The sequence below is a fragment of the Bradyrhizobium japonicum USDA 6 genome, from assembly GCF_000284375.1.
Taxonomy (GTDB): Bacteria; Pseudomonadota; Alphaproteobacteria; order Rhizobiales; family Xanthobacteraceae; genus Bradyrhizobium; species Bradyrhizobium japonicum.
Map to the genome: position 1 here is coordinate 3,861,143 of NC_017249.1, position 19,826 is coordinate 3,880,968.

The following is a 19,826-nucleotide window of genomic DNA, read 5'->3' on the forward strand; positions in this document are numbered from 1 at the left end:
TGGGGTAAAGCGGGGGAGGGTATTCCCTCAGTGGGCAGATTTTGCTACGACGCTGGTTCCCAACATTTCTGCCCACCGCTTTCCCACTCATGAAGAACGACGAAATCCTCAGCCAAATCACCGAGTTCTGCCGCACGGCGGACATGGCGGAATCGACGTTTGGCCGGCGCGCGGTGAACGATGGGAAGCTGGTCCATCGCCTGCGCGAGGGAAAGCGCATCACGATCGACACGCTGGAGCGGATCCAGGCCTATATCGCCGCGTCGACGACGGGTGGCCTGCCGCCGCCGCGGGGGCTCCAGGTGCCGCCGGAAAAACGCGATCCGCGCGGCAATTTCCGCTTCTTCGAGAACCGGCAGAAATACCTGTTGTTCGTCCATACCTGCAGCGAGAAGCGGGTGGTCGCCGAGCGCGTGGCGCTGGAGCTCGCCAGCATCCATCCGCGGCCGCCGGCGCTGCGTATCTTCGACGCGGGCGTCGGCGACGGCACGGTGCTGGCCCGGGTGCTGCGCGCGACGCACCAGCGCTATCCGCACATGCCGTTCTACGTCGCCGGGAAGGAGCTAAGCCTCGAGGACCTGCGGCTGACGCTGGAGCGGGTCCCGGACCGCATTTTCGAGCATCCCGCGTCGGTGTTCGTGTTCACCAACATGTTCTACTCCGAGGCGCCCTGGCTCACGCCGGCATCGCCTGCGGCGGCCGCGGCCACCGTCTGGCACGAGGTTCCGCTACGGGGCGCCTCATCGGGCGAGTTCGAGCAGCAGATCGCCGAGTTGAGGCCGTTCCTGGAGCAGAACTGGCGCGCCGCGATCAGCCCGCGCACGGCCATGCCGCTCTACGAGCGGCCCGTCGTCCTGGTGCTCTACCGCGAGGACCAGAGGTTCCTGCTGGATTCGACCATTCCGCGGCCGGGCCAGACCGAGGCCAATTTCGACCTGGTCATTGCGTCCCAGCCCTACCGCGCTCTGTCCTCGGTCAATTTCCGGGCAAAGCGGATCATTGCACCGCTGGCGCGGGCGCTCCGGCCGGGCGGGCGGCTGATCGGTATTCACTCCCATGGTCACGATCCCGGCATGGAAATGATCCAGGCGATCTGGCCTGGAGAAAATCCTTTCTCGGTCAGCCGTCATGAGCTATTGCGCGCGGTAAAGTATGAGCTCGGGTCGTTGGGCCGCGACCTAAATTTTAATGCTTATGCGGACAACCGTTCGATCTTCAGGTATGATATGGAAGCGCTGCCCAACGAGGTGACGGGTACCATCGGAACCTCGACGGCCTTTGCAGCGTGGAATGCGGCGGTGTATGTGGCGCAGATCGAGGACGACCGATTGACAGAAATGACTCAAAACGGCCGCACTCTGGATGCCGCCCGGGACGTGCTGCGGAAGTACAACGGGCTCTGGTTTCTCGACGAGTCCTACGTCATCTCGCGACGGCGTGATTGACATAATCCAAGGTTAAACATCGCAAACGCCCGCCAGGTTAACGGCGGAACAAGGGGTTACTGATGCGCGCGTCCTATCTCTTCACCAGCGAGTCCGTGTCCGAGGGCCATCCCGACAAGGTCTGTGACCGGATTTCCGATGAAATCGTCGATCTGTTCTACCGCGAGGGGCCGAAAGCCGGCATCGATCCGTGGCAGATCCGCGCGGCCTGCGAGACGCTCGCGACCACCAACAAGGTGGTGATCGCCGGCGAGACCCGCGGTCCGAAGTCGGTCACCAACGAGCAGATCGAGAGCGTCGTGCGCGCCGCGATCAAGGACATCGGCTACGAGCAGGACGGCTTCCACTGGGAGAAGGCCGACATCGAGATCCTGCTGCATCCGCAGTCGGCCGACATCGCGCAGGGCGTCGATGCGCTGCAGCCGGGCGAGGTCAAGGAAGAGGGCGCGGGCGACCAGGGCATCATGTTCGGTTACGCCACCAACGAGACGCCTGATCTGATGCCCGCGCCGATCTTCTATGCCCACAAGATCCTGCGCCTCATCTCGGAAGCGCGTCACTCCGGCCGCGAGAAGGTGCTGGGTCCGGACTCCAAGAGCCAGGTCACCGTGCAGTACGAGAACGGCAAGCCGGTCGGCGTGCGGGAGATCGTGGTGTCGCACCAGCATCTGGTCGAGGACATCTCGTCGAAGCAGATCCGCGACATCGTCGAGCCCTATGTCCGCGAGGCGCTGCCGAAGGACTGGATCACGCCGAAGACCATCTGGCACATCAATCCGACCGGCAAGTTCTACATCGGCGGTCCGGACGGCGATTCCGGCCTGACCGGCCGCAAGATCATCGTCGACACCTATGGTGGCGCGGCCCCGCACGGCGGCGGTGCGTTCTCCGGCAAGGATCCGACCAAGGTCGACCGTTCGGCGGCTTACGCGGCGCGCTACGTCGCCAAGAACATCGTCGCCGCCGGTCTCGCCGATCGCTGCACCCTCCAGCTCGCCTACGCCATCGGCGTCGCGCGTCCGCTGTCGATCTACATCGACACCCACGGCACCGGTAAGGTGTCGGAGGACCAGCTCGAGAAGGCCGCCGCCAAGGCGATGGATCTCACCCCGCGCGGCATCCGCAGCCATCTCGACCTCAACCGCCCGATCTACGCGCGCACCTCGGCCTACGGCCATTTCGGCCGCACGCCCGACAACGAGGGCGGCTTCTCCTGGGAGAAGACCGACCTGGTCGAAGCGCTCAAGCGCGCAGTCTAAGTACCAACGTCATTCCGGGGGCGCCGCGACAGCGGTGAACCCGGAATCCTTGTCCATCATGTCGAGATTCCGGGTTCGTCCCTCCAGGGCGACCCGGAACGACCAGTTCAACAACAGGACCTCCGCTATGAATGCGAAGCCCGGCTTCACCGACTACATCGTCAAGGACATTTCGCTCGCCGATTTCGGCCGCAAGGAACTCTCGCTGGCCGAGACCGAGATGCCCGGCCTGATGGCCACCCGCGAGGAGTTCGGCCCGAAGCAGCCGCTGAAGGGCGCGCGCATCGCCGGCTCGCTGCACATGACGATCCAGACCGGCGTGCTGATCGAGACGCTGGCGGCCCTCGGCGCCGACATTCGCTGGGTCTCCTGCAACATCTATTCGACGCAGGACCACGCCGCGGCGGCGATCGCGGCCGCCGGCATTCCGGTGTTCGCAGTCAAGGGCGAGACGCTGAAAGACTACTGGGACTACACCGCCAAGCTGTTCGACTGGCACGGCGGCGGTCACCCGAACATGATCCTCGATGACGGCGGCGACGCCACCATGTACGTCCATCTCGGTCTGCGCGCCGAGAACGGCGACACCGCCTTCCTCGACAAGCCCGGCTCCGAGGAAGAGGAAGTCTTCTTCGCGCTCCTGAAGAAGCAGCTCAAGGAGAAGCCGAAGGGCTACTTCGCCGAGATCGCCAAGAGCATCAAGGGCGTTTCCGAAGAGACCACCACGGGCGTGCATCGTCTCTATGACATGCAGAAGGCCGGCACGCTGCTGTGGCCGGCGATCAACGTCAACGACAGCGTCACCAAGTCGAAGTTCGACAACCTCTATGGCTGCCGTGAATCGCTGGTCGACGGTATCCGCCGCGGCACCGACGTGATGATGTCGGGCAAGGTCGCGATGGTCGCGGGCTTCGGCGACGTCGGCAAGGGCTCGGCCGCGTCGCTGCGCCAGGCCGGCTGCCGCGTGATGGTGTCGGAAGTCGATCCGATCTGCGCGCTGCAGGCTGCGATGGAAGGCTACGAGGTCGTGACCATGGAAGACGCTGCGCCCCGCGCCGACATCTTCGTCACCGCGACCGGCAACAAGGACATCATCACCATCGAGCACATGCGTGCGATGAAGGATCGCGCCATCGTCTGCAACATCGGTCACTTCGACAACGAGATCCAGATCGCGGGTCTGCGTAACCTGAAGTGGACCAACATCAAGCCGCAGGTCGACGAGATCGAATTCCCCGACAAACACCGCATCATCATGCTGTCGGAAGGCCGCCTCGTGAACCTCGGCAACGCGATGGGCCATCCGTCCTTCGTGATGTCGGCCTCCTTCACCAACCAGACGTTGGCGCAGATCGAGCTGTTCGCCAACAACAAGGACGGCAAGTACAAGAAGGAAGTCTACGTGCTGCCGAAGTCGCTCGACGAGAAGGTCGCGCGTCTCCACCTCGCCAAGATCGGCGTCAAGCTCACTGAGCTGCGCAAGGACCAGGCCGACTACATCGGCGTGAAGCAGGAAGGCCCGTACAAGTCGGATCACTACCGGTACTGAGATCGTATCCAGCTGCGACACGAAGGCCCCGGAGCGATCCGGGGCCTTTTTTGTAGCCTCATTGTGCTACGCTCAGAGGTAGAGCCAGAACAAGCCCGCCACTTCTGAAGCGGGTGGCCGCGTTTCCCACGTTCATTGTCAGATGCATATGGAGGGAATGCGATGTCCAGCGAAGCCAACGTTCAGTTGCTCAAGGAAGCCTATCGTCGGTGGAACGACAGCAAGGGCGGCAGCGTCGACTTTTGGTTCGACAGCGTCATCGGCCCGCAGATCAAATTCGACTCGCTTCCGCAGGGAGCTCCGGCGGTGCCCTTTGCCAAGTGCTATGACGACCGCGCTCAGCTGCGTGGCTATTTCGAGGGTCTGCTGGCTGACTGGAGCATGCTGCACTACACCATCAATGAATACGTCGCGCAGGGCGACGCTGTTTTCGCGCGCGGCTCAACTGCCTGGACCAATAAGAGGACCGGGAAGGTCGCTGAGACCCCGAAGGTCGATTTCTGGCGCTTCAAGGACGGCAAGGCGATCGAATTCTACGAGTATTTCGACACAGCCCTTGTCTACGACGCTGCCACCGCCTGACGGTTGCAATTCGGCACGGCGTCGCCCATCCTGTGCCGGGGAGAACGCCATGACCGCAGCCGCAGAACATTTCGACGTGCTGATCGTCGGTGCCGGCCTGTCCGGCGTCGGCGCGGGCTATCATCTTCAGAGCAAGTGCCCGGGCAAGAGCTACGTCATTCTCGAGGGCCGCGACTGCATCGGCGGGACCTGGGACCTGTTTCGCTATCCCGGTGTCCGCTCCGACAGCGACATGTTCACGCTCGGCTATTCCTTCAAGCCGTGGACCGATCCGAAGGCGATCGCCGACGGGGCGCAGATCCTGAACTATGTGCGCGAGACAGCAGCCGAGAACGGCATCGAGAAGCACATCCGCTTCCACCATCGCGTCAAGCGCGCGTCCTGGTCCACGCCGGATGCGCGCTGGACCGTCGAGGCAGAGCGCATCACGGGGGAGGGTGCAACCGAACTCGTGCGCTTCACCTGCAATTTCCTGTTCATGTGCTCGGGCTATTACAAATACGAAGCGGGCTATACGCCGGAGTTTGCGGGCGTGACGGATTTCGCCGGCCGCATCGTGCATCCGCAGAAATGGGCCGAGGACATCGACTACGCGGGAAAACGCGTCGTCGTGATCGGCTCGGGCGCAACCGCGGTGACGCTGGTGCCTGAGCTCGCCAAGAAGGCGGAGCAGGTCACCATGCTCCAGCGCTCGCCGACCTACGTGGTGTCGCGCCCTGCGCAGGACCCCGTCGCCAACAAATTGCGTCGCAATCTGCCGACGCGGCTTGCCTATCATGTCATCCGCTGGCGCAACGTGATGTGGGGGATGTTCTTCTTCCAGCTCAGCCGGCGCCGGCCTGCCAAGGTCAAGGAGCTGGTGCTCAAGGGCGTGCAGATGGCGCTCGGCCCCGACTACGACGTCGCGACCCATTTCACGCCGCGCTACAATCCCTGGGACCAGCGGCTCTGCCTCGTTCCGGACGGCGACCTCTTCAAGGCGATCCGCGAGCAGCGCGCCGCCGTCGTCACCAGCGAGATCGACACTTTTACGCGCGACGGTATCCGCCTCAAGGACGGCCGTGAGCTTGCCGCCGATATCATCGTGACGGCGACCGGGCTGGTGCTCCAGGTCGTCGGCGGTCTCGAGGTCAGCGTCGACGGCCGCGCCGTCGATTTCGCCAACACGCTGACCTACAAGGGCATGATGTATGCCGACGTGCCGAACATGGCCTCGGCCTTCGGCTACACCAACGCGTCCTGGACGCTGAAATGCGATCTCACCTGCGAATATGTCTGCCGGCTCATCAACTACATGGACCGGCACAATTTCCGTCAGTGCATGCCGCACAATGACGACCCCACGATCACCGCGCAGCCGTCGCTCGATTTCACCTCGGGCTATGTGCAGCGCTCGGTCGCGAAGATGCCGAAGCAGGGCTCGAAGCAGCCGTGGCGGCTGTACCAGAACTATGCACTCGACATCGTCTCCTTGCGCTTCGGCAGGATCGACGACGGCGTGATGCAGTATTCCTGATCACGCCGCCGCCCGCTTTATGCCTTGCGCGTGGTGAGCGCGAGCCCAAGATCGATCGCAAGCGCGAGCACCACGGCGGCGCCACCAAGTCCGAACAGGACGAGATAGTCGCCGCCGGTCTGCGCGTAGATCCAGGAGAAGCCGTAGGCCGCCGCCGCCTGGAACAGCGCAAAGCTGGTTGTGGCGTGGCTCCATGTCGCGCGCTGCTGCTCGGTCGAGTGCGGCACGAGTTCGTGGATGCGCCCGAGCACCAGCGGCACGATACCGGGTGTGAAGCCGCCGACCACCACGCTCGACACGATCAGCGAGAGAGGTGCGGTGCTGACGGTCGGCAGCAGCACGGCGGCCGCCTCGATCAGGAATGCGGCGCGCAAGGCCGGTCCAAATCCCGAGCGGTCACCGAGATGGCCGGTCACGAGCGGGCCGACGATGGCGCCGAGGCCGTACAGCACCCAGTAGCGCGAGCCCGCGGCAATGCCCTGGCCGAGGCCACGCGCCACGAAGTCGACGATGAAGACCATGTGCGGCACCAGGGCCACCGCGTTGAGGCCATACTGGACCAGAAGCGCGCGGACGGCGGGCGAGGCCTGATGGGACTTCGCGTGATGCGAAGGCGCGGCATCGCTCTTGGCCTCCGCGGGCCAATTCCACCAGCTCGCGAGCGTGAGCACGGCAGAGAGCACGCCGAGGCCGTACCAGCTCTGCTGCAAGCCCTGTTGAAGGAGCAACGGCACCAGCGTGCCCGATGCGGCGACGCCAAGACCGACGCCGGCAAAGATCACGCCGCCGACGATGCCGCGCCTCGCGGCCGATACGTGCGGCAGAATGACGGAGGCCGCCAGCACCATGATGATTCCGCCGGTGAGGCCCGACAGAAAGCGGCAGGCGAAAAACCAGGCGAATGACACCGGGGTGGAACTCGCGAAGAAGGAGAGGGTGGCAAGCAGCATCATCACCCGCAACGCGCGGACTGCGCCGATACGGGTGGCTAAGGCGCGTGCGGCGAGCGCGCCGGCGAGGTAACCGGCGAGATTGGCGGCGCCGAGATAAACGACGTCGGATGCGCTGAACCATTTTGCGGCGATCAGCGCCGGGATCAGCGGCGTGTAGGAAAAGCGGGCGAGGCCAAGCCCGACCAGTGATGCGGACAATCCCGCCACGGCGTACCGCCAAGCCTGCCGCGAAGTCGATTGCGATCCCGGCCGCTGATGCGGCCGGGCGTGATGCCTGGTGTTTGCATTGAGTTCGGTCATGTCATCCTCGTGCGCGCACAATGGCGCGCGGATCATCCTGTCTTTGCGGCGCCGCGGCGCCGGAAGTCCTGCACGGGCAGGCCGCCCCAGCCCCAATTGTCGGTGTCGACTTCCTCGATCACCACGAAGGTGGACTCGAGCGGCTTGCCGAGCACATCGAGCAGCAACTGGCTCGATCCCTTGATCAGCGCGGCCTTTTCCTCCGCCGTGAGCGACGCCGCTTCCGGCGTCGTTCCTTCGCGGGTCACTTGAATGGTGACGATCGGCATGGCGTTTCTCCGCGCTCAGTGGCCGGCGCTCTGGCCGCCGTCGACGTGCAGGATTTCGCCTGTGACGAAGCTCGCCTGCTCGAGATAGAGCACGGCACCGACGATGTCGGACATCTCGCCCATGTGGCCGACCGGATGCAGCGCGTCGAGCTGGGCATGCGTCGCAACGGGATGCATTGGCGACTTGATGACGCCGGGCGCCACTGCGTTCACGCGGATGCCGCGCCTGGCGTATTCGATCGCGAGCGACTTGGTGGCAGCGTTCAGCCCGCCCTTGCTCAGCGATGCCAGCACCGACGGCACATTCGAATTGGCCTGATCGGCCAGGGTGGTCGTGATCTGGACGACGTGACCCGAACCCTGCTTCTCCATCTCCGCAATGGCGAGCTGCGTGATGTGAAAGAAGCCCGCGACGTTGGTGCCCATCACCGCCGCGTAGTCTTCCGCCGTGTACTGAGTGAACGGCTTTGCGACGAAGATGCCGGCATTGTTGACCAGCGTGTCGACGCGGCCAAAGCGCGCGACGGCCTGCGAGACCACACGTTCGGCGGTGGCCCGGTCGGCGATGTCGCCGGGAACGGCGAGGATGTCATCGTCGCCCGACGGCTTGATGGAACGCGCCGTTGCGACGACGCGATAGTTGCGATCGCGAAAACCCTGGACCAGGGCGGCGCCAATGCCCTGCGATGCACCGGTGATGATGGCGACCTTCTGCTCGATACCCATGACGGACTCCTGTTGTTGGCCTTCAGAACCTGCGCCAGCAGCGGCTGGCCTGCGTGCTGAGGTACGCCGCGGCGGCCGGGCCGCGAATACACGTTGTCCGGCAGACACTGTTACGTGGCGCGAACGAATGCCGGACCGGCCTTTGGCGGCGGTTGTCGCGGCGGGGGCGAACGCCTAGCTTGTCACTGGAATTTGATGGGGCGACGGGTAGGCATGGATCGTCTGGATGCGATGAAGGTGTTCGTCCTTGCAGTGGACGAGGGCAGCTTGGCCGCCGCAGGGCGCAAGCTCGGCCGCTCGCCGGCGGCGGTGAGCCGCGCCATCGCCTTCCTCGAGGAGCGGATCGGCGCCGAGCTGCTGCACCGGACGACGCGATCGATCAAGCTGAGCGAGGAGGGCGAGCGCTATGTTGCGATCTGCCGTCGCGTGCTCACCGAGCTGGAGGAGGCCGACGACATCGTGGCCGGACCGCGCACGGCACCCCGTGGCCTGCTCACGATCACTGCCCCCGTGGTGTCGGGCGAGATGGTGTTGCGGCCGATCCTCGATGCATTTCTCGATGCCTATCCGACGGTGTCGGCAAAGCTCCTGCTGTTCGACCGTTCGGTCAATCTGATCGAGGAGGGTGTCGACATTGCGCTTCGCATCGGACCTCTCGCGGATTCGGCGATGGTGGCGATGCGGGTCGGCGGGATCAGCCGCGTCGTCGTCGCAGCGCCGCGCTACCTGAAGCAGCACCCGCGCATCGCTGAACCCGGCGATCTCGCCAAGCACCAGATCGTGGCGATGGCGCACCTTCCCAATTCCTGGACCTTTGCGCCACCGGCCGGCTCATCGGCAGCCAGGACAGTCCAGTTCACGCCGCGGCTCGTCGTCAACAGCACCTATGCGGCGGTGGCGTCCGCGGTCGCGGGGCGCGGCGTGGCGCGGATGTATTCGTACCAGGTGGCCGAGCAGGTCGGGCGCGGCGAGCTCGAGATCGTACTGGCCGGCGACGAGGATCCGGAGATGCCCGCGCATTTGATCTGCCCGCAGGGCCGGCTCGCGGTGCCCAAGGTGCGGGCGTTCACGGATTTCGCCGTGCCTCGGCTGAAGAAGCACTTCGCGCAGCTCAAGAAGAGCCTCAGTGCACGCTAGACATTGCGGCCGCGCGGCGACTGCCAATGCGTTGTTTTGCGTATACGGCCGCCGGGCTGAATCGGCGATGGTTCCAGAACGGTTAACGCCGATTTAACGGATGAGTCCTAGCCTGTCTCGGCCGGGGTTACTCGCAAGGCCGAGGTGAGCCCAATGGAAGCCCAGAAGATTGCGGTCGACGCCGTCGTCGCGCTGACCGATTGCGACCGCGACGCCGTCATCGCCTTCATCCGCCGGCTCTATCTCGCCGGCGTCACCGACCCCAAGCGCCTCACGTTCAAAGGACTGCAGGCGCTGTCCCGGGCTTGATCGGACGCAATCGAATCTACTTGATGGTCGGATCGCTGATCCGGATCGACGTGACGTGGTCCTGCCTCACCTCGAATGAGAAGGGCCATGGCTCGTAAGTCCAGAGCTCGGTCTTCTCCAGCCCGCTCGGCCCGACATGGAAGGGGCCGCCGAAGCGCGCCATCAGTTTCTCGATGCTGTCGCCGAGATTGACCTGGTTGAAGCTGTAGGCGGCGAGCGGCGCCGGCCCGTTGACCTGAAGCGCGACGACGCGGTTCGCCTTCACGGTCGCGGCGAGGTAAGGAAGTTGGTCTGGCTTACCGAGGAAGTACACATAGTTCGTGGCATTGTTGGCCGGTGGCAGCTTGCGGTGCGGCTCGCCGAGCGCGGCCTTGAGTGAGGCCTCCGAGATGCCGACCCCAAGCGCGCCCATGCGCTGGCAGGCAAAGCTGAGCACGTCGGGATCGGGCGGGGTGATGCGCTTACCGGCTTCGACCTTGCAGGCGAATGTCTGCCCGACCCGTAGCCACTGGCCGCGCAGCTCCGGATCCGGAGGCGTGCGGCCTTGGGGTGACGGCGAAGTGCCTTGGCCGTTCACGGGTGCGAATATTCCAAGCAGAACCAGCGCGAGCCCGGAGCCCGCCAACGACCTGCACCCCGATTTTCCCACCCCGGAACCACGATAGCACGCCGCAAACCGACCGCAACGCGGGGATTGGCGGCGGGTCAGCTACCATTTCAAATTGTGTGCGGCACGGCTCGGGACGTCCCAATCACAACCTGCGGAACAGCCTCAGGATGCACGCCAATATCTTGCAGCTCGGGCCGGGTCGGAGTAGATCACGTCCCCGGCTGGGTCACTCGGGATTTGGGGAAATGCTGAAACAGCTTTTTGCGCCGCAGCTTGTCATTCTCTATGTGCTCGCGGCTTCGACCATTTACGTTCACTTCCGCGGCAAGCAGCGACTGCGCTTCGCCCGCCAGCTCGGCGATCACTCGACCTATCTCGCGCCCTACAACGTGCTGATGTATGCGGGCTCGGCCGTGCCGAACAGCCCGGTGATCCCGGTCGAGCAGTTTCCGGAGCTGAAGCCGCTCAGCGAGAATTGGGAGACCATTCGCGACGAGGCCGTGCGCCTGTTCGACGAAGGTTTCATTCGCGCCGCGGCGAAGAACAACGACTGGGGCTTCTACTCGTTCTTCAAGAGCGGCTGGAAGCGGTTTTACCTGAAATGGTACGACGACTTCCTGCCGTCGGCGAACACGCTGTGCCCGAAGACGGTGGAGCTGCTCAAATCAATCCCAAGCGTGCACGGTGCGATGTTCGCGATGCTGCCGCCGGGCGGCAAGCTGGGCGCGCACCGCGACCCCTTTGCCGGCTCGCTGCGCTATCACCTCGGGCTCGTCACGCCGAACTCGAACAAGTGCCGCATCCTCGTCGACGGCGTCGAATGCGTCTGGCGCGACGGCGAGGCCTTCATGTTCGACGAGACTTTCATCCACAGCGCGGAGAACGCGACCGACGTTAACCGCATCATCCTGTTCTGCGACGTCGAGCGCCCGATGAAGTACGGCTTCATGACCGCGATCAACCGCTGGGTCAGCCATCACATCGTCAAGGCGTCGGCGACCCAGAACGTGGACGGCGAGAGCGTCGGTGCGCTCAACAAGGTGTTCGGCAAGCTCTACGAGATCCACCTCGGCAGCCGCAAGGTCAAGGAGTGGAACCGCAACGTCTATTACACGCTGAAATATTCGCTGACGGCGCTGATCCTCGGTCTCATCGTGATGTCGGCGCTGCGCTAATCCGCCCTACGAAAAACCCCGGAGCGGGCTCCGGAGTTTTGTTTTTGCGGACGTTGCCGCTGCCTCACACCGGCTTCGCGCCAGTGCTGATGATCGACCCCACATGCTGGCCGCGCAGCGCCGCCGCGATCCGACCCGGCACGAGACCGTTGACGACCTGCACGCGCGTGATGTGCCGCGCGTTGGCCATCACCTCGAGCAGTGCCGGATCGAACGGCAGTGTGCCCTTCAGCTTCGCAAGCTCGGCAAAGCTCGTCTCTTTCAGCAGCTCGGCCTTCTTGCCATCCGCGCCATTGGGATCGGTCGTGTAGACGCCGTCAACGTCCTCTACGATCGTGAGGCCCGCCGCACCGAGCGCGTCGGCGAGCAGGAAGGCGCCGGTATCGGCCCGATGCAGCGGGATGCGCGCGGTCGGGAATTCATGATGGTGGTAGGGCGGGAACGCGCTGCCGACGACCGCGCGCGCCGCCTGGAGGTGAATGGCGAGCTGGCTCGCGATGGTCGGGTGTTCGACATAGGAGACACCCTCCGGTGCGAGCAGGCTTGCCAGGATGTGGCCGTTCTGGCCGGCCTCGCTGGCGGCGAGCGGTGCGAGCGAACCCACGGGAAGGCCGAGGTCGAGGCCGACGCTGTAGAGATGGCGGGCGCGGATGCCGGCACCGGTCAGGATGAGCAGTCGATGCTCCGACAAGAGCGACCGCAGCTCGTCGACGAGCGGGAGGATCGCTTCGTGACCGCGGTCCATGATGCGGCCGCCGATCTTGATGACCTGCAGCCAGGGCAGCAGCTTGATCGGACGGTTGCCGGCAACGGGACGGGTGAGATCGCTGTCGAGCAGAGTCTGGCGCGCGAGCGGCGAGGCGACGTGCTTGATCTGGTTGGTGTCAGCCATGACGGTGCTCTCTTCAGCTCGCGGTGATGATGGTGCCGACATGCTCGCCCGCGAGCGCGCGGGTAAGATTGCCGGGGACGAGGCCGTTGATGATCTGCACCTGCCGGACATGGCGCGAGGCGTTGAGCAGATCGAGCACCGGGAATTCCAGGATCGAATCCTGGAGGCCCTTGGCCTTCATCTCCGCTACCGAGATCTTCGGGATGAAAGTGGCGTTCTTCGACGTCTTGGGGTTCGCGGTGTAGAGGCCGTTCTCGTCCTTCACATAGATCATCGCCTTGCAGCCGAACTGCTCGGCGACGAGGAAGCACCCGGCGTCGGTGCGATAGGGCGGGATCACACCCTCGGCCGCGGGCCGCATCCACAGGCTATAGGGTGGCATGCCGCTGAAGATCACCGCATTCACCTCGGCGAGGAACAGCGGCACCGACGACAGCCCGGCGCTGGAGACGGCGGAGATGCCGTGCTTGGCCAGCAGCTGCCCGAGCATCGCGGCGTTCTGGTCGGCGACGGAAGCGCCAAGCTGCGACAACACGCCCGCGGGCAGGCGGAGCCCGGCGGCGATCGAATACAGATGCCGCGCACGGGTGCCGGCGCCGGTGCCGATCAGGAGCTTGTGCGCCTTGCGGGCGGCGACGATCTCCTCGACGACCGGATAGACCGCGGCACGGCCGCGATCGATCATGCTCTGGCCGCCGATCTTGATGACCGTGGCTTCCGGCAGGATGCGGAAGTCCGCTGCCTTTTCCGCTGCGGCCACAAGCTGTGGGTCGGTGAGCGAGCGCTGCATCAGCAGCCCCTCGAGCTCCGTGATCGTGTTCGACATCCGAGACATCCTCTCGTTTTGTGACGCAGTCTCTGCGGCGGGACCCTCCGGTCCAAACCTGCGAATCTTGCTGCACTCCGCGGTCCATGGCAACAAGGTCGCCGCGATTTAGCGACCAAACATGGAGCAGGCAATGGCCCCGTTGCCACTTGCGAACACCGAGATCGTGCAATTCTTCCGCGAGTGGTTGGATACCTTCTCAGGGTATGTCCGTGAGGTCGACTACGCCTCGGCGCGGCCGCTCTTCCACCCGGACGTGCTGGCCTTCGGCACGCACAACGATGTCATCCCCGGCCTTGATCAATGGGTCTCGACGCAATGGAATAACGTCTGGCCGAAGACGACTGACTTCCGCTTCGTGCTCGAGCAGGTCTCCATTCTGGCATCCCCCGACGGCACAATGGCCACGGTGGTCGCGCCGTGGACGAGCACGGGCTACCATCCCGATGGCAGCGCGTTTCCGCGCCCCGGCCGGGCGACGATGGTGTTCTCAAAAAATGCCGATGGCTGGCTGTGCGTGCATTCCCACATGTCGCTCAATCGCGGGGTGCCGCAGGCGAGCCACGCTAATCGGCCGGTGAAGGCCTGGTAGAAATGCAAAAGGCCCCGGACATGTCCGGGGCCTTTCGATTCCAGATGTCGTTCAGCCTATTCCGGCTGGCCGATCGAGACCTTCAGCGCGCCGACGCCGTCGACGCCGCATTCGAGCTTGTCGCCGGGCTGGAGCTGCGACACGCCGGCCGGCGTGCCCGTCATGATGATGTCGCCGGCGGCGAGCTTCACCTGCTGCGAGAGCTGCCAGATCGTCTCCGGCACGTTCCAGATCATCTGCTCGAGGTCGCCGGTCTGGGCTTCCTTGCCGTTCACCGTCAGCCAGATCCTGCCCTTGGTGGGATGACCGATCTTCGAGGCCGGCTGTACCGCGGAGGCGGGGGCCGAACCGTCGAACGACTTGCCGATCTCCCACGGACGTTCCTTCTTGCGCGAGGCGATCTGGAGGTCGCGGCGGGTGAGGTCGATGCCGACGGCGTAGCCGTAGACGTGGTCCAGCGCCTTCTCCGCGGGGATGTTGAGGCCGCCGCTCTTCATCGCGACGATCAGCTCGACCTCGTGATGCAGATCCTTGGTCAGTGGCGGATAGGGAATGGTGGCGCCGTCGGGCACCAGCATGTCGGCGTGCTTGGCGAAGAAGAACGGCGGGGCGCGCTCGTCATTGCCCATCTCGCGGATGTGCTCGAGGTAGTTGCGGCCGACGCACCAGATGCGGCGCACGGGAAAGCGGCCGCTTTCTCCGACGACGGGAAGCGAAGCCTGGGGCGGAAGCGGAATGACGTAGGAGGCGGCGTTCATGGAGCGGTCTCGCTGCTCTTGGTGGGTGAAGGAACTCTATGCGGTTGCGCTGATCGGCGCCAGAGCGCCGGCGTCGTGGTGCTGCAGGCGGAAGAACGAGGCGTAGCGACCCGAGCGGCGGAGCAATTCGTCGTGCCGGCCCTGTTCGACGATCTCGCCGCCCTCGACCACCAGGATCGCGTCGGCGTGCATGATCGTGTGCAGGCGATGCGCGATCACGATGGTGGTGCGGTTCTGGCAGAGATGCTCGATCGCTTCCTGCACCTGCCGCTCGGACTCCGAATCCAGCGCGGCGGTGGCCTCGTCCAACAGGATGATCGGCGCGTTCTTGATCAGTGCGCGCGCCACCGCGATGCGCTGGCGCTGGCCGCCGGAGAGCTGCGTGCCGTGCTCGCCGACCGGTGTGTCGTAGCCGAGCGGGAAGCTCATGATGAAATCATGCGCGCAGGCCGCTTTCGCAGCATCAACGATTTGCTCTTCGCTCGCGCCGGGCTTGCCGAAGGCGATGTTGCTGCGGATGGTGTCGCGGAACAGATAGACGTCCTGGCCGACATAGGCGGTCTGCGCGCGCAGCGATTTGCGCGAGACCGCGCCGATCGACTGGCCGTCGATCACGATGTCGCCTTGTGCCACCTCGTAGAAGCGCAGCAGCAGCCCCAGCACGGTCGATTTGCCACCGCCGGAGGGGCCGACCAGCGCGGTGACTTTTCCGGGCTCCGCAACGAAGGACATGCGGTTGAGCACGGTCTCGCCAGTCCGGTAAGAGAAGCTGACGTCGCGCATCTCGATCTTCGCTTCGGACAGCTTCAGCGCCGGCTTGTCGTCGTCGGAATGTTCGCTCGCCGGGCTGTCGACCACCTCGAGCAGCATGCGGGCGCCGACGAGCTGGCTGTTGAGGTCGATGTTGAGCCGCGCCAGCCGCTTGGCCGGCTCGGTCGCCATCAGGAACGCGGTCATGAAGGAGAAGAACGCGCCGGGCGTGGCGTTGAGCGCGACCACGCTGTAGCCGCCATAGAGCAGGCAGCCGGCGACCGCGAAGCCGCCCAGCATCTCCATCAGCGGATTGGAGCGGTTGGCGACGCGGGCCATCTTGTTGGCGTTGCGCTCGACGATCGCGATGTTCTCGTCGATGCGCTTCTGCATGGTGTCTTCGAGCGTGAATGCCTTCACCGTGCGAATGCCCTGGAGCGATTCCTGCATCGTCTCCAAAATGTCGGCGGTGCCGGTGAACTGGTTGAAGGCGAGGCCCTTGATGCGCTTGACCAGCTTGCGCAGCACCAGCATTGCCGGCGGCACCACGACGAGGCCGATGAACGACATCACCGGGTCTTGCCACACCATCACGCCGATCATGGCGAGCAGCATCAACAGGTCGCGCCCGACGGCGTTGACCAGCATGTTGAGCACGTCGGTGATGGATTTGGCGCCGGCGGTCAGCCGCGCCAGGAATTCAGACGAATGCCGTTCGGAGAAGAAGCCGACGCTCTCGCGCATCAGCTTTGCGAACAGCTGGCGCTGGTTGGTGGCGAGGATCGCGTTGGAGATCTTGGTCAGGATCACCATGTGGCCGTAGGTCGCCACGCCCTTGATGAACAGCAGGATCACCGTGATGCCCGAGAACATCGCGATGCCCGCGACATTCTTGTCGACATAGGCCTGGTTGATGACCTGGCCGAGCACGTAGGTCGCGGCCGCGGTCGATCCGGCGGCAAGCGCCATCAGCGCGAAGGCGACGAGGTAACGCCGCCAGTAAATGATCCCCTGTTCCGTGACCAGGCGGCGAATCAGGATTGCCGCCGTATAGGGATCGTCGGTGATTTTCTTTGGAAACTGGGCCATCCGGTGTCCATTGACGGGGCAAGGAAAGGCCTGCCCGCGCGTCAGGGATCGAAGGGCCTCTGTGCCCGCTAAAGCCGCGCTTTTCAAGCCCAATTAAGGGCTTGCGCCGGGATGGAATCTAGGCCGAGGCGGCGTGGCGGAGCTCGCCATGGCGCTCGCGGAACAGCTTGTCCTCCCAGGCCAGCGCGTGGGCCGCGATGGTCTCGAGGTCGTCGTATTGCGGCTTCCAGTCGAGCAGGCCGCGGATGCGGCTGGTGTCGGCGACCATGGTCATGATGTCGCCGGGCCGGCGCGGGGCGTATTGCACGGCGAAGCTGCGCCCCGAAACCCGGCGCACGGCGTCGATGGTCTCCAGCACCGAATAGCCGCGGCCATAGCCGCAATTCAGCGTCGTCGAGGCGCCGCCATTGCGCAGGTAGGCGAGTGCCGAGCGATGCGCCTGCGAGAGGTCCGAGACGTGGATGAAGTCGCGGATGCAGCTGCCGTCCTGGGTCGGGTAGTCGGTGCCGAACACGTCGATCTTGGCGCGCTGGCCGGTCGCGGCCTCGACCGCGATCTTGAGCAGATGCGTGGCGCCGACGGTGGCCAGCCCGATGCGAGCCTGCGGATCGGCACCGGCGACGTTGAAATAGCGCAAGGTCACGTACTGCATGCCGTAGGCGGCGGCGACATCGTGCAGCATGATCTCGGTCATCAGCTTCGACGAGCCGTAGGGCGACAGCGGCCGCGTCGGCGCATGCTCGGGCACCGGCACCAGGTCCGGATTGCCATAGACGGCGGCGGTCGAGGAAAAGATGAAACGGCTGATGCCGCGCTTGACGGCGACATTGAGCAGGTTGCGCGCGGTCATGAAATTGTTGCGGTAGTAGCCGAGCGGATCGCGCATCGAGTCCGGCACGACGACGGAGCCCGCGAAATGGATGATGCTCTCGATGTCGTGCTGGGCGATCACGCCCTCGACCAGGTTCTCGTCGCCGGCGTCGCCAATGAACAGCGGCACGCCCTCGGGCAGATAGGCGGAGAAACCGGTGGAGAGATCGTCGATCACGACGACGTCCTCGCCGGCTTCAGCCAGCGCCAGGACCGTGTGACTTCCGATATAGCCGGCGCCGCCGGTGACTAGCACAGTCATGATCTCACCCGTCTTCGATCAACGCGCCAAGTTAACGTTTGCGCGGTGAAGAGGGGGTTTCGGCAGCCCTGAACTGGTCACTATGCTTAATGTTGCGTATAGGGGGCTTCCGTAACGGAGCATGACGTGGCGAATTCCCCCGGCGATCTCGAAGTGATCGTGCCAAATCTGCACAGGCGCTATTCCGGGGTCACCGCGACCAACCGGATGGTGGCGCCACGGCTGGCCAAGCTCTATCGCGCGGCGTGGTTCGGCTCGGATGCGCCGGAGGGGATTTCGCGGTTGAGCACTGCCGATTTCTTCAGGCTATGGGGCCGCAAGACGCCATTGATCTGGCATGCGCGGCGCAACAACGAGATGATCGCAGGCGTGCTCCTGCGCGCGCTCGGCTGGCCGCTCAAACTCGTGTTCACGTCGGCCGCGCAGCGTCATCACAGCTGGATCACGCGCTGGCTGATCCGGCGCATGGACGCGATCATCGCGACGTCGGATATCTCGGCCTCGTTCCTGAAGGTGAAGGCGACCGTGATCCCGCACGGCGTCGACACTGACGTCTATGCGCCGCCGAGCGATCGCGCCGCGGCGTTCGCGGAAGCCGCGCTGCCGGGCCGCTACGCGATCGGCTGCTTCGGCCGTGTGCGCGCGCAGAAGGGCACGGATGTGTTCGTCGATGCGATGTGCCAGTTGCTGCCGCGCTATCCGGATTTCACGGCAATCATCGTCGGCCAGGTCACGCCGGAGCAAATGCCTTTTGCGAACGACCTGAAGAAGCGCATCGAGGCCGCCGGCCTGCAATCGCGCATCGTCATCACCGGTGAGCTGCCGATCGAAGCGGTGCAGCGCTGGTATCAGCGGCTGACGATCTACGCCTTCACCTCGCGCAACGAGGGATTTGGCCTGACGCTGATCGAGGCGATGGCCGCCGGCAGTGCGCTCGTCGCTGCGCGTGCTGGGGCTGCCGAGCTCGTGGTTGAGGACGGCTCGACAGGTGTGCTGATCCCGACCGGTGACGCTGACGCGTTGGCGGCCGTGCTCGAACCGCTGATGCGCGACCCGGACGCCGCGCTCGCCATGGGCGCGCGGGGGCGGGCACGGGTGCTCGAGAAGTTCAGCCTCGATGCCGAAGCGGCGCGGATCGGCGAGGTCTATCGTCCGCTGCTCTGAAGCGTCGTTTCCAGGGCCGCAAGGCAAAACCGCGAAAACAACCCCATGCACAGTAGCCGATGCCAGCAGAATCAATGGCTTGGCGGTCGGCGATTGATCTAATTCTGATTTTACGAAATAGATTTGACTCGTCGGGCAAAACACCGGCATGATGTCATCATCGGCCGCAGTTGCGATACCCGGATCATCCATCCAGGTTCGTTCAAGCCGTCGCTGCCGGCTTCACATTGGGCAGCGCACGTACAGCATTTGCACCGGCACCGGCTCCTTGGAGCTGAGTGTGATATTATTCTCTCCGGAGATCGTCAGGTCGAATGCCACGTCTGAAATCGCGACGCCGTCAGAGCACGACGCGATCAGTCGCATGTTCGGCCCGTCTTCGCGCAATGATTTGACAGTGCATTTTTCAAATGTGCCGGTGATTTGCTTTCCTTGGACGATCAAGCCGCCCGCGTGGAGATCGGCATCTTTCTTGAAGGCAAGCCTGTTGTTCTCTTTGGTGAACATGTCGCCACAGGCCGAGGCGTCGATTGACCAGGCTCCGTTCAAATCCGCAGCCTGTATCGAGGCCGATTGCGTCACGAGAAGTACCAGCGTCACCAAAGGATTGAAGGTTCTCATGAAACTCTCCGACTGAATGGTCAATACCGCTAGATCAGCCTCTTCGACGGGGGCGCAGCAAAACGCGGCCCTTCGTATCGGTTTCGAGCCGCATTTAGGTGCGGCGAACTGGCGAACGTCTAGTTGATCTAAATCAATAGGTTCTGCAGAGCACGCGTCTGCCCGGGGACCC

Annotated in this window: 20 protein-coding genes; 10 read left to right on the forward strand and 10 right to left on the reverse strand. The window is 64.4% G+C overall.

Translation table 11 applies throughout. The features are described 5' to 3' along the window. The first annotated feature begins 89 nt into the window (after positions 1 to 89). The 5 genes from BJ6T_RS18005 (at position 90) to BJ6T_RS18025 (ending at position 6,351) form a co-directional block, all read left to right on the forward strand. On the forward strand, positions 90 to 1,445 hold the full coding sequence (locus BJ6T_RS18005; protein WP_014493885.1) for a hypothetical protein: 1,356 nt from the start codon (positions 90 to 92) through the stop codon (positions 1,443 to 1,445). A 62-nt stretch (positions 1,446 to 1,507) separates the two neighbouring features. Further along, positions 1,508 to 2,704, forward strand: a complete 1,197-nt coding sequence (gene metK / locus BJ6T_RS18010; protein ID WP_014493886.1) for a methionine adenosyltransferase — start codon at positions 1,508 to 1,510, stop codon at positions 2,702 to 2,704. Between the two features lie 127 nt (positions 2,705 to 2,831). Next, positions 2,832 to 4,253 (forward strand): adenosylhomocysteinase, encoded by a 1,422-nt coding sequence (gene ahcY / locus BJ6T_RS18015; RefSeq protein WP_014493887.1) that lies wholly within the window; start codon positions 2,832 to 2,834, stop codon positions 4,251 to 4,253. A 162-nt stretch (positions 4,254 to 4,415) separates the two neighbouring features. Beyond that, positions 4,416 to 4,835 carry a nuclear transport factor 2 family protein gene (locus BJ6T_RS18020; RefSeq protein ID WP_014493888.1) on the forward strand — a complete coding sequence of 140 codons (420 nt, stop codon included), beginning with the start codon at positions 4,416 to 4,418 and terminating at the stop codon, positions 4,833 to 4,835. Positions 4,836 to 4,884: 49 nt separating this feature from the next. Continuing rightward, positions 4,885 to 6,351: a flavin-containing monooxygenase gene (locus BJ6T_RS18025; protein WP_014493889.1), complete on the forward strand. Its 1,467-nt coding sequence runs from the start codon at positions 4,885 to 4,887 to the stop codon at positions 6,349 to 6,351. A gap of 17 nt (positions 6,352 to 6,368) precedes the next feature. Here the strand turns inward: BJ6T_RS18025 and BJ6T_RS18030 are convergent, their stop codons facing one another. The 3 genes from BJ6T_RS18030 to BJ6T_RS18040 are packed head-to-tail and all read right to left on the reverse strand — an operon-like array spanning position 6,369 to position 8,599. Beyond that, positions 6,369 to 7,604, reverse strand: coding sequence for a YbfB/YjiJ family MFS transporter (locus tag BJ6T_RS18030; RefSeq protein ID WP_014493890.1), 1,236 nt, complete (start codon positions 7,602 to 7,604; stop codon positions 6,369 to 6,371). Between the two features lie 32 nt (positions 7,605 to 7,636). Further along, a complete protein-coding gene (locus BJ6T_RS18035; RefSeq protein ID WP_014493891.1) occupies positions 7,637 to 7,873 on the reverse strand; it encodes a tautomerase family protein in 237 nt (78 codons plus the stop codon). Between the two features lie 15 nt (positions 7,874 to 7,888). After that, complete coding sequence (locus tag BJ6T_RS18040) at positions 7,889 to 8,599, reverse strand: SDR family NAD(P)-dependent oxidoreductase (RefSeq protein WP_014493892.1); 711 nt, start codon at positions 8,597 to 8,599, stop codon at positions 7,889 to 7,891. 213 nt (positions 8,600 to 8,812) lie between these two features. Here BJ6T_RS18040 and BJ6T_RS18045 point away from each other — a divergent pair, with 213 nt between their 5' ends. Both BJ6T_RS18045 and BJ6T_RS47275 read left to right on the forward strand, forming a co-directional pair. Further along, positions 8,813 to 9,736: a LysR family transcriptional regulator gene (locus tag BJ6T_RS18045; protein WP_028170552.1), complete on the forward strand. Its 924-nt coding sequence runs from the start codon at positions 8,813 to 8,815 to the stop codon at positions 9,734 to 9,736. Between the two features lie 153 nt (positions 9,737 to 9,889). After that, positions 9,890 to 10,045, forward strand: coding sequence for a hypothetical protein (locus BJ6T_RS47275; RefSeq protein ID WP_014493894.1), 156 nt, complete (start codon positions 9,890 to 9,892; stop codon positions 10,043 to 10,045). 16 nt (positions 10,046 to 10,061) lie between these two features. Here the strand turns inward: BJ6T_RS47275 and BJ6T_RS18050 are convergent, their stop codons facing one another. Next, the gene (locus tag BJ6T_RS18050; RefSeq protein WP_141378589.1) at positions 10,062 to 10,622 is read right to left on the reverse strand and encodes a hypothetical protein; all 561 of its coding nucleotides are present in this window, start codon (positions 10,620 to 10,622) and stop codon (positions 10,062 to 10,064) included. A gap of 278 nt (positions 10,623 to 10,900) precedes the next feature. On the opposite strand from BJ6T_RS18050, the gene BJ6T_RS18055 reads away from it, so the two are divergent. Continuing rightward, positions 10,901 to 11,830, forward strand: coding sequence for an aspartyl/asparaginyl beta-hydroxylase domain-containing protein (locus BJ6T_RS18055; protein ID WP_014493896.1), 930 nt, complete (start codon positions 10,901 to 10,903; stop codon positions 11,828 to 11,830). Between the two features lie 64 nt (positions 11,831 to 11,894). On the opposite strand, the gene BJ6T_RS18060 is transcribed toward BJ6T_RS18055, so the two are convergent. Further along, the gene (locus tag BJ6T_RS18060; protein ID WP_014493897.1) at positions 11,895 to 12,722 is read right to left on the reverse strand and encodes an amino acid kinase family protein; all 828 of its coding nucleotides are present in this window, start codon (positions 12,720 to 12,722) and stop codon (positions 11,895 to 11,897) included. Positions 12,723 to 12,735: 13 nt separating this feature from the next. After that, positions 12,736 to 13,548: an amino acid kinase family protein gene (locus BJ6T_RS18065; protein ID WP_014493898.1), complete on the reverse strand. Its 813-nt coding sequence runs from the start codon at positions 13,546 to 13,548 to the stop codon at positions 12,736 to 12,738. Positions 13,549 to 13,681: 133 nt separating this feature from the next. On the opposite strand from BJ6T_RS18065, the gene BJ6T_RS18070 reads away from it, so the two are divergent. After that, positions 13,682 to 14,140 carry a YybH family protein gene (locus BJ6T_RS18070; RefSeq protein WP_014493899.1) on the forward strand — a complete coding sequence of 153 codons (459 nt, stop codon included), beginning with the start codon at positions 13,682 to 13,684 and terminating at the stop codon, positions 14,138 to 14,140. 56 nt (positions 14,141 to 14,196) lie between these two features. On the opposite strand, the gene BJ6T_RS18075 is transcribed toward BJ6T_RS18070, so the two are convergent. The 3 genes from BJ6T_RS18075 to galE all read right to left on the reverse strand — a co-directional run bounded on the left by BJ6T_RS18075 (position 14,197) and on the right by galE (position 17,869). Then, positions 14,197 to 14,898, reverse strand: coding sequence for a fumarylacetoacetate hydrolase family protein (locus BJ6T_RS18075; protein WP_014493900.1), 702 nt, complete (start codon positions 14,896 to 14,898; stop codon positions 14,197 to 14,199). A 36-nt stretch (positions 14,899 to 14,934) separates the two neighbouring features. After that, a complete protein-coding gene (locus tag BJ6T_RS18080; RefSeq protein WP_014493901.1) occupies positions 14,935 to 16,737 on the reverse strand; it encodes an ABC transporter ATP-binding protein in 1,803 nt (600 codons plus the stop codon). Positions 16,738 to 16,855: 118 nt separating this feature from the next. Beyond that, positions 16,856 to 17,869, reverse strand: a complete 1,014-nt coding sequence (gene galE, locus BJ6T_RS18085) for a UDP-glucose 4-epimerase GalE (protein ID WP_014493902.1) — start codon at positions 17,867 to 17,869, stop codon at positions 16,856 to 16,858. 126 nt (positions 17,870 to 17,995) lie between these two features. Here galE and BJ6T_RS18090 point away from each other — a divergent pair, with 126 nt between their 5' ends. Beyond that, entirely contained in the window at positions 17,996 to 19,033 is a 1,038-nt protein-coding gene (locus BJ6T_RS18090) for a glycosyltransferase family 4 protein (RefSeq protein ID WP_014493903.1), read from the forward strand. A 222-nt stretch (positions 19,034 to 19,255) separates the two neighbouring features. On the opposite strand, the gene BJ6T_RS18095 is transcribed toward BJ6T_RS18090, so the two are convergent. Continuing rightward, positions 19,256 to 19,654 (reverse strand): hypothetical protein, encoded by a 399-nt coding sequence (locus tag BJ6T_RS18095; protein ID WP_014493904.1) that lies wholly within the window; start codon positions 19,652 to 19,654, stop codon positions 19,256 to 19,258. Between the last annotated feature and the right edge of the window lie 172 nt (positions 19,655 to 19,826).

Bases quoted from the DNA above. Each gene is read 5' to 3' on its own strand.
- BJ6T_RS18035 (WP_014493891.1), bottom strand. From the start codon at position 7,873: ATGCCGATCGTCACCATTCAAGTGACCCGCGAAGGAACGACGCCGGAA.
- BJ6T_RS18040 (WP_014493892.1), bottom strand. From the start codon at position 8,599: ATGGGTATCGAGCAGAAGGTCGCCATCATCACCGGTGCATCGCAGGGC.
- metK (WP_014493886.1), top strand. From the start codon at position 1,508: ATGCGCGCGTCCTATCTCTTCACCAGCGAGTCCGTGTCCGAGGGCCAT.
- BJ6T_RS18005 (WP_014493885.1), top strand. From the start codon at position 90: ATGAAGAACGACGAAATCCTCAGCCAAATCACCGAGTTCTGCCGCACG.
- ahcY (WP_014493887.1), top strand. From the start codon at position 2,832: ATGAATGCGAAGCCCGGCTTCACCGACTACATCGTCAAGGACATTTCG.
- BJ6T_RS18045 (WP_028170552.1), top strand. From the start codon at position 8,813: ATGGATCGTCTGGATGCGATGAAGGTGTTCGTCCTTGCAGTGGACGAG.
- BJ6T_RS18025 (WP_014493889.1), top strand. From the start codon at position 4,885: ATGACCGCAGCCGCAGAACATTTCGACGTGCTGATCGTCGGTGCCGGC.
- BJ6T_RS18020 (WP_014493888.1), top strand. From the start codon at position 4,416: ATGTCCAGCGAAGCCAACGTTCAGTTGCTCAAGGAAGCCTATCGTCGG.
- BJ6T_RS18080 (WP_014493901.1), bottom strand. From the start codon at position 16,737: ATGGCCCAGTTTCCAAAGAAAATCACCGACGATCCCTATACGGCGGCA.
- BJ6T_RS18055 (WP_014493896.1), top strand. From the start codon at position 10,901: ATGCTGAAACAGCTTTTTGCGCCGCAGCTTGTCATTCTCTATGTGCTC.
- BJ6T_RS18070 (WP_014493899.1), top strand. From the start codon at position 13,682: ATGGCCCCGTTGCCACTTGCGAACACCGAGATCGTGCAATTCTTCCGC.
- BJ6T_RS18075 (WP_014493900.1), bottom strand. From the start codon at position 14,898: ATGAACGCCGCCTCCTACGTCATTCCGCTTCCGCCCCAGGCTTCGCTT.
- BJ6T_RS18095 (WP_014493904.1), bottom strand. From the start codon at position 19,654: ATGAGAACCTTCAATCCTTTGGTGACGCTGGTACTTCTCGTGACGCAA.
- BJ6T_RS47275 (WP_014493894.1), top strand. From the start codon at position 9,890: ATGGAAGCCCAGAAGATTGCGGTCGACGCCGTCGTCGCGCTGACCGAT.
- BJ6T_RS18065 (WP_014493898.1), bottom strand. From the start codon at position 13,548: ATGTCGAACACGATCACGGAGCTCGAGGGGCTGCTGATGCAGCGCTCG.
- BJ6T_RS18060 (WP_014493897.1), bottom strand. From the start codon at position 12,722: ATGGCTGACACCAACCAGATCAAGCACGTCGCCTCGCCGCTCGCGCGC.
- BJ6T_RS18030 (WP_014493890.1), bottom strand. From the start codon at position 7,604: ATGACCGAACTCAATGCAAACACCAGGCATCACGCCCGGCCGCATCAG.
- galE (WP_014493902.1), bottom strand. From the start codon at position 17,869: ATGACTGTGCTAGTCACCGGCGGCGCCGGCTATATCGGAAGTCACACG.